Genomic DNA, 12,144 nt, shown 5'->3' on the forward strand with positions numbered 1-12,144 from the left:
CGGTGTTAACGCTTAACTAGTACCGCGCATCCACGGGTTTACCCCCCTTCGGCCAATCCTTCACCTTGTCCGGGAAATCCGGACGAGGTTGTTGGGAGAAGTACGCCGCCACATCCACCGCCTCCTGATCCGACAAACCACCCTGGCCCAACGGGAATTTCTCGTGGAAGCCAATCGGCATGTTGCGTTTCACGAACGCCGCCGCCGTGTACAGCCGCGCCATCCCCGCCCCGATATTGAACGATTGCTCGCCCCACAATGGCGGGTACACCAACTCGCCATCCGCTCGCGCCAACCCTTGGCCATTGTCGCCATGGCACACCGCGCACTGCTTGGCATAGACCTGCTTGCCATTCTCCATGTCCGGCTTGATCGCAGGATCGACCTTGCCCACGCCACGCCCGGCGACTTTATCTTCGGGCTGGGTGTTGTTTTTCATCCAGTCGAAGTACGCCACCATCGCCTGCATATCCGCCGATTCCGGCGGCAGTGGCTTGCCATTCATCGAGCGACGGAAGCAGCCGTTGATCCGCTCCTCCAGGCTCACCACCTTGCCGGCCCGCGGCGCATAGCTCGGGAAGAACGCCGAGACACCCACAAACGGCGAACCGTCCGCCACGGTGCCTGCGTTGAGATGGCAACTGGTGCAGTTCAACGCATTGCCCACGTTGTTCGGCAGCAGCGCCTTGGTCTGCAGGTGCAGGCGCATGCCATGCACCACTTGATCGGCATTCGGCGCCGCCAGCAGCTCAGCCAGGCGCGGGGTTTCGAACGCTGACGAATCGGTGGTGACCGGGTTGAGCTGACCGCGCATTTTCTTCACTTGGGCAGCGCTGATGGGCGTACCTTCGTTGCCCCAGCTGCTGCGCACAAAGCTGAGGATTTCAGCGATTTCCTGATCCGCCAACCGGGCAAACCCGGGCATGGTGTAGACCCGTGGATGAGTCGCCGTTTCAGCGGTCTCCCACCCCGTGAGGGTGATGTGCAGCAGTGAAGTCGGGTTGCTGGATGCCACGCCCGGGTTGCCGGCCAACTGCGGAAACAGCCCTTTCACCCCGCCGCCGTCGCTGCGGTGGCAGTCACTGCAAAACTGCATGTAGCCCAGGCCACCCCGGCTGGTGAACAGGTCCTTGGGCGGTGCAACAGGTTCGTGGGCTACGGCCGGCATCGGCAGGTCATCCTTGCCCGGCGGCAGGGATTTCAAATAGGTCGCGATGGCCGTCAAGTCAGCGTCAGTGAAATGCTGGGTACTGTGATGAATCACATCGGCCATGTTGCCCGAGACCGTGGCAAAGCGGTTCTGCCCGGTCTTGAGCAATTGCACGGTGTCGTCCACCGTCCACAGGTTGCGCAAGCTCAAGGCGCGCCAGTGCTCGACAGTCTCCCCAGCCAGGTAATGCCGACCGCTGCGGCCCGCATCGCTCATGGCTTTTTCCTGGAAGGCAATGCCGCGCGGGGTGTGACAGGAACCGCAGTGGCCCAGGCCCTGGACCAGGTAGGCGCCGCGGTTAAGCACTTCATCCTTTGCCGGGTCAGGCGCAAACGGCTGCTTGTCGAGGAACGCAAAGTTCCACAACGCCAGGCCCCAACGCTGGTTGAACGGGAAGCCCATCTCCGCTTCCAGATTGGGTTTTTTCACCGCTTCCACGCCCTGTATCAGGTAAGCGAACAAGGCGCGCATGTCGACCTCGCTCATCTTCGCGTAGGACGGGTACGGCATCGCCGGGTACAGGTTCTGCCCCGCGGGCGTCACACCTTCTCGCATCACCCGGTCGAACTGCTCAAAGGTGTACTGGCCGATGCCGGTGTCGCGGTCCGGCGTGATGTTGCTCGAATAGATCGTGCCCATTGGCGTGCTCAACTCAAGCCCGCCGGCCATTTGCGCGCCTTGCTTGGCGGTGTGGCAGGCGATGCAGTCACCCAGTTGGGCAACGTATTTGCCCTGTTCGATCAGCGTGGGGTCGGCTTCGTTGGCGTGCAGGGGAAGGGACAGACACAGCACCACCCCCACAAGGCCCAGACGTGACAGGGGAAAAATCATCGCACTATTCCTTTAATAACCCGGCCTGGGGCGGTCCCCTCGGCGCAGGTCTGCAATCGTTTTTATTGGGTCATCAGGCAGATAACCGGGGCATGGTCAGCCCCAGCTTCGTTGTAGCGGATTTTTTGCGCGTGGCCCTTGATGTAGATCAGACGGCATGTTCTACAGTGGAACTGAAATTGACTAATTGACGCGGGCATCGATGTCGGCGAGGAGAGCAAGGATGCGTTATTCACCCTTTGTGGGGCGCATTGGCGGCGAATCCGTCAGTGCCTGGGATATTCACTACGCCGCCGCCGAAGCTCAACTGCGTGGCGAAGACGTGATTGTGCTCAGTGTCGGCGACCCGGACTTCGCCACACACAGCGCGATCTGTGAAACCGCCGTGGACGCCCTGCGCGCTGGCGACACCCACTACACCCATGTGCTCGGCCGCCCAAAACTGCGGGAGGCCATCGCCGCACGGCAGAGCCTGCTGCAAGGGATTGCGGTGCACGCCGACAATATCGCCCTGGTCGCCGGCGCGCAGAATGGCCTGTTCGCGGCCTGCTTGTGCCTGTTCAGCCACGGCGATGAAGTGCTGGTGCCGGAGCCGATGTACCTGACCTACGAAGCCTGTGTCCATGCGTCGGGGGCACGCATTACCACCGTCGAACAACCAGCCGCCAACGGCTTTCGCCTGACCCGCACCGCGCTCCAAGCCGCGATTACCGACAAGACCCGGGGCATCGCCCTCGCTACACCGTGCAACCCCACCGGCAACGTCTACTGCCGCGAAGAGCTGGAAGCCGTCGCCGAAGTGGCACGCGAGCACAACCTTTGGGTGATTTGCGATGAGGTGTATGGGCAGCTCATTTATGACGATCAACACCTGAGCATCAGCGCTTTGCCGGGCATGGCCGAACGGACGGTGGTGCTCAACAGCCTGTCGAAAAGCCACGCCATGACCGGCTGGCGGGTAGGCTGGGTGGCGGGCCCGCCCACCTTGATCAGCCATCTGGAAAACTTGCTGTTGTGCATGATTTATGGCCTGCCAGGGTTTATCCAGGCGGCGGCGATCAAGGCACTGGAACTGGATGAGGCCGTGGTCAGCGATGCCCGCGCGGTGTATCGGCGCCGGCGTGATCTGGTGGTGAACGAGTTGAGTGCAATCAGCGAGCTGGACTGCCGAATCCCCCAGGCGGGCATGTTCATGCTGGTGGACGTACGCCGCACCGGGCTCACCGGCCGGGAATTCGCCTGGCAACTGTATCGCCAGACCGGCGTATCGGTGCTTGATGCCCAGGCCTTTGGCGCCAGCGCCGAAGGGTTTGTAAGGGTTTCGTTTACCGTCGCCGATGACACCCTCAAGGAAGCTTGCCGGCGCATTGCCGGCTTCGTCGAGGGGCTTGGGGCCAACGCCGTGCCTTTACGTGATCGCCGATAACGGGCATAAAACGCCTTTTGCCCCGTTCGAAGGACTGCCATGTCTCAAGGATTGACCTATCGCCAGGCCCACCTGGACGACCTGCACACCCTGTGCGTGCTGGGCCAGCCGCTGAACCGCCTGCACCACCAGGAGCGGCCCGATATCTACCGTGACGCCACCGATCAGGTGGAGCGCGACCAGTCCCATTGGCGGCCCTGCCTGACCAGCCGGGTTCAGGCGGTATTTCTTGCCGAGCAGCACGGCGTTGGTGTTGGATTTATCACCGCGCAAATCATCGAGACCGCCAGCCCGTTGTTGCAGCCGCTACGTGTTGCCAGGATCGGCTCGATCTGCGTGCTGGAGGCCCAGCGTGGCCAGGGCATTGGCCGTGAACTGATGGCGCTCGCCGAGCGCTGGGCCATCCGCCAGGGCGCCGGTGATCTGCGCCTGACCGTCTGGGCCTTCAACGAACCGGCGCAGCGGCTGTACGAGGAATTGGGCTACGAAAAACGCGCCTTCGAAATGGGCAAGCGCCTCGGTTAAATCAACCGTTGGTAAGATGCCCCTTGATGACCTGTACGTATTTCTGTACGTTTCAGCCATTAAGCGAGGACTCAATTATGGAAACTATCAACTACACCAATGCACGCGCCCATCTCTCGGACACGATGGATCGGGTAAACGAAGATCGTGCCCCTCTGTTGGTGACCCGGCAAAAAGGTGAACCGGTGGTCATGATCTCTCTCTCAGAGTTCAACGCTCTTGAAGAGACGGCCTATCTGCTGCGCTCTCCCAACAACGCGGAACGCTTGATCAAATCGATCAACAGCCTGCGAGCCGGAAAGGCCAAGCCGAGGCAGTTGATTGAAGAATGAAAATACTCTTTACGCCTGAAGGCTGGGACGACTACCTCTGGTTTCAACAAAACGACAAGGCTGGGCTCAAACGCATCAACTTACTGATCAAATCGATCCAGCGTGATCCTTTTGACGGCGTTGGCAAACCAGAACCACTCAAACATAACCTCAGTGGTTTCTGGTCCCGGCGAATCACAGCGGAACATCGTCTGGTGTACGGGATTGAGGATGGTGAAATACAGATCCTCATGTGTCGCTATCACTATTGACGCCATTTACCGTCAGGATCCTGCCTTGACCTGATCCCCCTCCCCGCTGAAAATGCGCGACGCTTTTCCCGTCTCCCCGTTTACTGAAGTAGTGAAATTTCAATGTCTGATTCCCGTACCGAAGAATCCGTAGTCGCCTTGCAGTCCAAAGCTGAATACGAAAACGCCATCAATCTTTCACAGCACGTGCCGGCGGCCAAGACCATCAGTGAAATGGTGCTGGACGCGTTCCACACCTCCAAGGAAAGCGACCAGATCCGCGAGCTGCGCGTGGCCATCCGCCAGGCCCACGATGCCTTCGACGATGACAAGGCCTACGACCTGATGGGCGAGCTCAAGCAGCTCAAGGACGCCGAAGCCGCCGACAACGCCGCCCTGGAAGACCTCAACACCAAGTTCTCCATCAGCCGCATCCTGTCCAGCTTCAAGGACGACCCGGAGTTCCAGGAGCTGGTCTACGGCCTGGCCCTCAAGGTGCTGAACCAGACCCACCAGGCCATCAGCAACCCGAGCGCCGGCAAAGGCAAGGCTTCACGGCCGAAGAAGGAAGCGGAAGTGTTCGCCATCAGCAAGGACGGCATCAGCGTCACCCTGCCGATGCGTTCGCCGCGTTCCAAGCCGAGCGTCGACCGTGAAGCGTTTGAGTTCCTTGGTTTCAGCTTTGTCGGTGAAGGTGATGAGGCTGAACTGGAAGTTGAAACCTTTGTGGATAACTCGGGCGCCGAACAGCCGCTGACGCGTAAAAGCATCATCACTGCGCTGCAGCAGCAGACTGCATTTGATGGCTACAGCATCGCCCAGCAGTAAAATCGGGTGGCCCCCTGTAGGAGCGAGCTTGCTCGCGAAAAACGTCAACGAAAACGCAGCGCGTCTGGTTTGACGCGGCGCTCTCAAGTTTTTCGCGAGCAAGCTCGCTGCTACAAGGAACTGAACACCTCGCGAAACCGCTGCATCTCATCAGCATTCCCCACGGTGACCCGCACCCACTGCGGCCAGTTTTGCCACACCCGCCCGATCTTCACGCCCTGCCCGCCCAACCGTTCGATGACCTGCTCCGCCGGCCGCCCCACATCAATCATGAAGCAGTTGCTGTGAGACGCCGTGCACGTGAATCCCCGTGCGCTCAACCAGGCCACCGTTTCATCCCGCAACCTGGTATTAAGCGCCTTGCGTGCAGGCACCAGTTGCGCATCCGCAAGGCTGGCGCGGCCGGCGAGCAAGCTGGCGGCCGCCGGCACGTTATCCCCACCAAACACCGCCAGTTGCTCCAGCAGCGCCGGATGACCGATCGCCAGCCCCAGGCGCGCGCCAGCCAAGCCGTAGATTTTCGAGAACGTACGCAGCACCAGCAAGTCGTCATGCTCCTTGACCCACGCCACGCAACTGGGGGCATCGCTGAACTCGATGTAAGCCTCGTCCACCAGCAAAATGCTGCCTTTGGGTTTGTTCGCCAGCGCCTGCTCGATGGCCTTGGTGGGTGTGAGGGTACCGGTGGGATTGTTCGGGTTGCAGAGGTAGATCAGGCCAGGCTGACGGTCAACGGCGAGCATCGCGGGGAGGTCATGGGCGTGGTCGGCGGTGAGGTCTACTTCGTGCACCGGGGCCTTACGCGACTCGGCGGCTTGGCGCGGTACTTCGTAGGATGGCGTGGCCATCACCAGGCTGCGGGTTTCGCTGGTAAACGCCAGCACCGCGTAACGCAACGCGGCCATGGAGCCAGCGAACACCGCCACATGCTCGTCCGAAATCCCTTGCTGTTGGGCAAACGCTTCGGCCAGGGCGTACATGTCCGGATAAGGGTAGCGCCCCGAGGCCGCAATACCGCGCTGCATCGCCTGCCGCGCGGCCGGCGAAGGACCGTAGGGGCTTTCGTTGTAGTTGAGCAGCACCTCGGGCGCCGCCACCGCGGGGCTTGCTTCAGCCCAGTCCAGGCGCCCCAGCAACGGCAAGGCCGCGCCCAGTGCGATCAGGGAACGACGACTCACGTTGACCATGATGACTTCTCCTTGTCGGCTCGCAGCTTCAGGTGCGGAATTCGCGCCCGCTCCTACAGTTGGGTATGACGAGGAAAACATCCGGTGATTTACCCGCCCAACAAAAAGCCCCGCACTTCTTACCGAAGGCGGGGCTTTTGCGTTTCTGGCTAGTTGGAATGAAAACGCCGGTTCAACGCAATCCGCTTGGCCTCCACTGCCCGCAGGTGTTGGTGGTGACGCCGCCACAACACCAGCACGATGATCAGCACCAGCAACGCCAGGCCACCGCCCCACAGCAAATACGGCATCGCCGTGATCAACAACGGCGCGTCCCCACCGCGACGCAAGCTGGTCACTTCTTCGGAACTGACGCTCAGCGCCGGGTTGCCGAAGGTTTGCAGGCTGTAGTTGGCGATGGCGGCGATTTGCGCATCGTTCAGGTCGCCGCCCAGGGCCGGCATGTTCACTGCGCCATCGGCACCTTTACGGTCGATGCCCGCAATGATTGCCATCACCAGGTTGTTGGCCTGGTTGCCGTTGAGCGCGGTGTTGAGGCTCAGGGACGGGTAGAACTTGTCAGCCGAGCCCTGCCCATCGCGACCGTGGCAGCTGGAGCAGGCCGAGTTGTAGAGGCGTGCGCCATCCAGGCCAGTGGCATCGGCCAGTGAGGCTTGATCGCCCTGGCCGGTTTCCAAGGCGCTCATGTCCACCGGCTTGACGTCGCGCACCACCCGCTCGGTCTGCCCGGGATCGCGGATCGGCGGCACGCTGCGCAGGTAGGCGGCCATGGCGTGCAGGTCGCTGTCGCTGAGGAAACGGAAGCTGTTTTCCACCGCTTCGGCCATACCGCCTGCCGCTTGGGCCTTGTCGGCGAGGTGACCGTTTTTCAGGAAGTTGACCAGGTCGTCCTCGCTCCAGTCGCCGAGGCCACTGACCTTGTCGGAGGTGATGTTGGGCGCAACCCAGCCCCCCAGTTTGGCGCCGGCCAGGTACTGGCTGTTGTCCTCGGCCATCAGGGCATTACGCGGGGTGTGGCAGGCGCCGCAGTGGGCGAGGTTGTCCACCAGGTACTGGCCGCGGCTGGTCTGTTCGATGGCGCCGGGCTTGGGCACAAAACCCTGGCTGTCGAGGAACACCAGGTTCCAGCCGAACATCAGTTGGCGGATGTTGAACGGGAACGCCAGGTGGGTTTCCGGCACCGGCTGGTCCACGGCTTTGACGCCCTGTTGCAGGTACACGTACAAGGCGTGGATGTCGTCATCACTCATGCCCTGGTACGAGGTGTAAGGCATCGCCGGGTACAGGTGCTGGCCCTTGGCGTTGATGCCTTTGCGCAAGGCGTCCGCCAGTTGCTGCTCGGTGTAGTCGCCGATGCCGTAGGCCTTGGACGGGGTGATGTTGCTGGAGATGATCTTGCCCATGGGCGAGTCGATCACATACCCACCGGCCAGCGGCGCGCCGCCATGCTCGGCGGTGCGGTGACAGGCTTCGCAATCGCCGGCACGGGCGACATAGGCGCCCTTCTCGATCAGCGCATCCGTATCTTCAGCGGCAAACACCGGCAACGCGGTGAGCAGCAAGGCCAGCAGCGGAAATTTAAGCAATCCCATGACCTAGAACTCCCGCGCAATGATGTCGGCCATACGGATACTCAGCGCCACGCCGGCCAGGGTCGGGTTGATGGTGCCGGAAGCCGGGATCACCCCGGTGGTGGCGAGGAACAGGTTGGCGTGGTCGTGGGTGCGGCACTCGTGGTTGACCACCGAGTCCTTGGGGTTGGCGCCCATGATCACGGTGCCCATCAGGTGGTCGCGGTTCTGGTAGCCGGTGTTGTCTTCCACCACCGTGCCACCCATCAGCTGCACAAAGTGCGCATAGTCTTCGGTGACACCGGCCTTGGCCGCCTTCACGTAATCGCCCACCTCGTAGTTGACCACCAGCATCGGAATGCCCAGGGCGTCCTTGCGCGTGCGACTCGGGCGCACGGTGTTGGTCGAAAGCGGCAGGGTTTCGTAGACGGTGGAGACATCAACCCAGCGCGCCGCGTCGTGGCGGATGCGCTCGTCCAGTTCCTTGCCGTACACGCCTTGGGCGATCAGGCGCTTGGCCACGGCAATGTTCGGCACGTTGTTGGAGATCGAGTGTTTGACCGACGCCCGTTCCTTGCGGAACTCACCGTCGCGCCGATTGAATATCCCGCCCTGCTGCACCGCCCCGCGTCCTGGCCACAACGGCTCGTCGGCGATAAATTGCAGCCCTTGGCCAGTGTGGTCCATCAGGTTGCGACCGACCTGGTCGGAGGAGTTGGCGACCTCGGAAATCAGCAGCAGCTTGGGGGTTTCCAGACCGTGGGCGGCAACGATGAAGTACTTGGCGGTGAGCCGCACATCGGCGCCGGTGGAGCTGCGGTAATGGATGGCGACGATCTTGTCGTCCGCGCCTTTTTCCAGCTTGTAGGCGGTGGCGTCGGTGATCAGCTTGGCGCCGGCCTGTTCCGCATGGCGGGCGTGCACGTCGCCGCTGTACATCGCACCGATGGGGCAGACCGGCATGCAGTTGTTGTTGCCGCTGCACGCCGGGCGCCCGTCGTAGGGTTCGGTGGCACGGCCGTTGGGCTCATGGATAAAGTGATAACCGGCCGGGGCCATGCGTTCACGCAGGCGCTGGAACAGGTAGGTATCGCCTTCAGGCGCCATCGGATAGGGGCTTGAGCGCGGCGGGAAAGCGCCGCCGCCCTGCCCGCTCTGGTCCTGGGTGTCGCTGCCGCACACGCCCAGGGCAATTTCCGCACGTACGTAATAGGGTTCCAGTTCGCTGTATTCCAGCGGCCAGTCACGACCTACGCCGTAGAGCGTCTTGAGCTTCATATCGTTGGGCAAGTAACGCCAGCACGCCGCCGCCCAGTGCCAGGTAGTGCCGCCCACCAGTTTCAACATGCCGGGGCGAAACTCGAAAGAACCGGTGTTCTCGATGTATTGCTCATCATAAGAATGATGGGCCCACGGCTCATTCGGATACGGTGAGTTGTAATTGCCCTTGTTCGACGAATTACGGAAGTTCTCGACTATCTTCCAGCGGGGAATATGTTCACCCGCTTCCAGAATAATCACCGACTTGCCGAGTTTGGCCAATTCAAATGCTGCGTTACTGCCTAATGCGCCGGAGCCAACCACAATGACATCGGCGTCAAAATCCTGATTCATATAAGTGCCTTGTCTTAGTCGTTGGCCAGCGTGGCCGGGGGATTAACCCAGTAATTGGTTTTTCCCCGGGAGTACGTCGGGATCACCGTGGCGTCCGCGGTCGGCTGGTAGGCCAGCGCGCCGGTGAAGGTCACCAGCCGCGTGCCGTCGGTGGCGCGCAGGGACACCGGCGTGCCGGTGTAGCCCAGGTACCAGGCCGAAACGATTTTCTGCGTCGTATCCTTGATCGCCGGGTCGCGGTAGAACGGGCTGCCGGACAACTGGCCGACGCTGCGCAGGTGATGCTGGCCAACCTTCCCCCACAAGGCTTTCATCTTCTGGGGGAACTCGGGGTCGTTCTGGGTGCACTGGGCCAGGATGCGCAAGGACAAGGCGGCATCCAGGCTCGGGCGTTCGAGGAGGAACATCGACAATTGGCGGAAGGATTCGATGTCGTCGCTGGCGGCACTGCTGACTTCCTGCGCTAACGCAACACCGGCCCACAGCGGGGCAAACAGGCCGGCACCGGTCAAGGCTGCGCCTGAGTACAGGAGTTTTCTTCGGGTTATCACGGGGTATCTCCTCATGAGTCGAACAACTATCGGCGCAGAGGCCAAGTTCGACTTCACTGCAAAAGGCTGAGTACTTCGTTCACGGAGGTTGAACGGACTTTAAGAGCCCTTTTTATAACTGCCAGGAGAACGCCAAGCTGTCATGCAGCTTGTTAATTATGGATATGAGCAATAACGCGACCGTCTATAACAGCCGCTTAAACACCGTACAGCAATTTATCCCGCAATAATATGAAACATCCCCTTGGCTACTCGCTCAGTTGTGCAGGTAATCCGCGAGAGGATACTTCGCGCACAAGGTTTGGGCCTGCAAACGCAGGGATTCCTGAGCATTGGGATCAAGGGTGAACTTGTGCTCGTTGAGGGGCGTGACGGCATCGAGTACCCGGCACACCAGCTCGACGACCTGACGGCATCCGGGAGCGTCGATGTAGCGTTGCGCCATTGAGCCGGTGCCGATACACAGCCCGCCAGCGACGAATGACGGTCGCGTCTCCCCCGGTGCGCGATGTTTATCCACGATGATGCCGCACTGCTCCAGGGCCGCCTGGGCGATGGAACCGGTGATGCCACCACGCAAGCGGATCAGCACCGAGTGGTTTTCACTGCGTCCGCCTACCACCTCGTAGTCGCAGGCCTGAAACGCATTGGCCAGTTCGTCGGCAGTCGTGCGCACCCGCGCCATCCAGGCGTCGAAATCCGCTGACATGGCGTAGCCGAACGCCGCCGCCTTTGCCGCGATCATGTTGAAGGCCGGTGCGCCCTGCATTCGTGGAAATACGGCTTGGTCGAGGAGACGACTGAAGGTGGCTTTAAGGCCGGGCACCTTGGTTTCAGCGTCGCGACCGGAAAGAATCAGACCGCCGCGAGGGCCGCCAAGCTGCTGGTGGGTGCACAGCGTGGTGACATGAGCCGCGTCGATCGGGCTCGGATGACGCCCGGTAGCGACCAGGCCGGCGATGCTCGAAATGTCCGCCAGCAGGATCGCCCCGGCTTCGTCGGCAATCCCGCGGAACCGCTCGAAATCGATGACGTGCGAGTAAGCCGTCGCCCCGCAGATGATCACGCGCGGGCGATGGGCCAGCGCCAGTGTGCGCACCTGTTCGTAGTCGATAACGCCTTTGGAGGTGGTGCCGTATCTGAGCGCCTTGTAGTACGCCCCGGTGAACGCGACAGGGCTGCCATGGCTCAGGTGCCCGCCGTGATCGGTGGCCATGCCGAGCACCGTGTCTCCCGGCTCCAGCAAGGCCGCCAGCACCTGGTAGATCGCAGTCGACCCCGAGTGTGATTGCACGCCGGCGTAGTGCGCACCGAACAGCTCACACGCTCGGCGGACAGCCAGGGCTTCGACCCGGTCGGCGTTCTCGCACCCGGCGTGATGGCGCCAGCCAAGGGCGCCCTCGGCGGTCACATTGACCAGCAGTGAGGCGGACGCCGCCAGGATGTGCGGTTTCACTGCACAGGACGAAGCGGCCAATGACAAGGTTTGGTGTTGGCGCATGACTTCCGCATCCAGCAGCCCCGCCAGCTCCGCGTCCTCTGCACGTAGATCCGCCAGCCCTCGTTGCAGCAGGCCGGCCTGGTGGGTAAGTGGTTGCGTGTTGACTGTCATAGTCTTGGGTTCCTTCCCTGAAAATCGACTTCGCCTTTCCATTCAGCGCAGGGCAATTAAGCAGAAAAATGAACATTTTCCAAATTAAATGATTCTTTTTGGCTGCACGCAGGGGGACAAGAGGCGGTATTTCCTGGCTGGGTGATGGCCAATCGCCAAAAAACTGATGACGGTCTTTATTCTTGTAGCGGGCGCATGCAACACTTCGCGCCGCGGCGAAGCACGCG

General features: G+C 61.4%; 11 protein-coding genes. 5 read left to right on the forward strand and 6 right to left on the reverse strand.

Features of this window, described 5'->3' with window-relative positions; translation table 11 throughout:
• Nucleotides 1-16: 16 nt before the first annotated feature.
• On the reverse strand, nucleotides 17-2,041 hold the full coding sequence (locus tag AU074_RS16700; RefSeq protein ID WP_076015646.1) for a c-type cytochrome: 2,025 nt from the start codon (nucleotides 2,039-2,041) through the stop codon (nucleotides 17-19).
• A 223-nt stretch (nucleotides 2,042-2,264) separates the two neighbouring features.
• Between AU074_RS16700 and AU074_RS16705 the strand changes: the two genes are divergently transcribed.
• From AU074_RS16705 to AU074_RS16725, 5 genes are all read left to right on the forward strand, one after another.
• Nucleotides 2,265-3,467: a pyridoxal phosphate-dependent aminotransferase gene (locus AU074_RS16705; protein ID WP_076015647.1), complete on the forward strand. Its 1,203-nt coding sequence runs from the start codon at nucleotides 2,265-2,267 to the stop codon at nucleotides 3,465-3,467.
• A gap of 39 nt (nucleotides 3,468-3,506) precedes the next feature.
• On the forward strand, nucleotides 3,507-3,992 hold the full coding sequence (locus AU074_RS16710) for an N-acetyltransferase (protein ID WP_076015648.1): 486 nt from the start codon (nucleotides 3,507-3,509) through the stop codon (nucleotides 3,990-3,992).
• Between the two features lie 77 nt (nucleotides 3,993-4,069).
• A complete protein-coding gene (locus AU074_RS16715) occupies nucleotides 4,070-4,324 on the forward strand; it encodes a type II toxin-antitoxin system prevent-host-death family antitoxin (RefSeq protein WP_076015649.1) in 255 nt (84 codons plus the stop codon).
• Nucleotides 4,321-4,575 (forward strand): Txe/YoeB family addiction module toxin, encoded by a 255-nt coding sequence (locus tag AU074_RS16720; RefSeq protein WP_076015650.1) that lies wholly within the window; start codon nucleotides 4,321-4,323, stop codon nucleotides 4,573-4,575. The genes AU074_RS16715 and AU074_RS16720 overlap by 4 nt, the downstream gene beginning before the upstream one ends.
• Nucleotides 4,576-4,677: 102 nt before the next feature.
• The gene (locus tag AU074_RS16725; protein WP_076015651.1) at nucleotides 4,678-5,382 is read left to right on the forward strand and encodes a hypothetical protein; all 705 of its coding nucleotides are present in this window, start codon (nucleotides 4,678-4,680) and stop codon (nucleotides 5,380-5,382) included.
• A gap of 110 nt (nucleotides 5,383-5,492) precedes the next feature.
• Here the strand turns inward: AU074_RS16725 and AU074_RS16730 are convergent, their stop codons facing one another.
• The 5 genes from AU074_RS16730 to glyA all read right to left on the reverse strand — a co-directional run bounded on the left by AU074_RS16730 (nucleotide 5,493) and on the right by glyA (nucleotide 11,917).
• On the reverse strand, nucleotides 5,493-6,569 hold the full coding sequence (locus tag AU074_RS16730; protein ID WP_076015652.1) for a pyridoxal phosphate-dependent aminotransferase: 1,077 nt from the start codon (nucleotides 6,567-6,569) through the stop codon (nucleotides 5,493-5,495).
• A gap of 149 nt (nucleotides 6,570-6,718) precedes the next feature.
• Nucleotides 6,719-8,161, reverse strand: a complete 1,443-nt coding sequence (locus AU074_RS16735) for a cytochrome c (RefSeq protein WP_076015653.1) — start codon at nucleotides 8,159-8,161, stop codon at nucleotides 6,719-6,721.
• Nucleotides 8,162-8,164: 3 nt separating this feature from the next.
• Nucleotides 8,165-9,754, reverse strand: coding sequence for a GMC family oxidoreductase (locus AU074_RS16740; protein WP_076015654.1), 1,590 nt, complete (start codon nucleotides 9,752-9,754; stop codon nucleotides 8,165-8,167).
• Between the two features lie 14 nt (nucleotides 9,755-9,768).
• Nucleotides 9,769-10,305: a sugar dehydrogenase complex small subunit gene (locus AU074_RS16745; protein WP_173860387.1), complete on the reverse strand. Its 537-nt coding sequence runs from the start codon at nucleotides 10,303-10,305 to the stop codon at nucleotides 9,769-9,771.
• Nucleotides 10,306-10,561: 256 nt separating this feature from the next.
• Nucleotides 10,562-11,917, reverse strand: coding sequence for a serine hydroxymethyltransferase (gene glyA / locus AU074_RS16750; RefSeq protein ID WP_076015656.1), 1,356 nt, complete (start codon nucleotides 11,915-11,917; stop codon nucleotides 10,562-10,564).
• Nucleotides 11,918-12,144: the final 227 nt, after the last annotated feature.

The sequence above is a fragment of the Pseudomonas sp. ATCC PTA-122608 genome, from assembly GCF_001952855.1.
Classification (GTDB): Bacteria; Pseudomonadota; Gammaproteobacteria; order Pseudomonadales; family Pseudomonadaceae; genus Aquipseudomonas.

Bases quoted from the DNA above. Each gene is read 5' to 3' on its own strand.
- AU074_RS16730 (WP_076015652.1), bottom strand. From the start codon at position 6,569: ATGGTCAACGTGAGTCGTCGTTCCCTGATCGCACTGGGCGCGGCCTTG.
- AU074_RS16735 (WP_076015653.1), bottom strand. From the start codon at position 8,161: ATGGGATTGCTTAAATTTCCGCTGCTGGCCTTGCTGCTCACCGCGTTG.
- AU074_RS16705 (WP_076015647.1), top strand. From the start codon at position 2,265: ATGCGTTATTCACCCTTTGTGGGGCGCATTGGCGGCGAATCCGTCAGT.
- AU074_RS16715 (WP_076015649.1), top strand. From the start codon at position 4,070: ATGGAAACTATCAACTACACCAATGCACGCGCCCATCTCTCGGACACG.
- AU074_RS16740 (WP_076015654.1), bottom strand. From the start codon at position 9,754: ATGAATCAGGATTTTGACGCCGATGTCATTGTGGTTGGCTCCGGCGCA.
- AU074_RS16720 (WP_076015650.1), top strand. From the start codon at position 4,321: ATGAAAATACTCTTTACGCCTGAAGGCTGGGACGACTACCTCTGGTTT.
- AU074_RS16710 (WP_076015648.1), top strand. From the start codon at position 3,507: ATGTCTCAAGGATTGACCTATCGCCAGGCCCACCTGGACGACCTGCAC.
- AU074_RS16700 (WP_076015646.1), bottom strand. From the start codon at position 2,041: ATGATTTTTCCCCTGTCACGTCTGGGCCTTGTGGGGGTGGTGCTGTGT.
- AU074_RS16725 (WP_076015651.1), top strand. From the start codon at position 4,678: ATGTCTGATTCCCGTACCGAAGAATCCGTAGTCGCCTTGCAGTCCAAA.
- glyA (WP_076015656.1), bottom strand. From the start codon at position 11,917: ATGACAGTCAACACGCAACCACTTACCCACCAGGCCGGCCTGCTGCAA.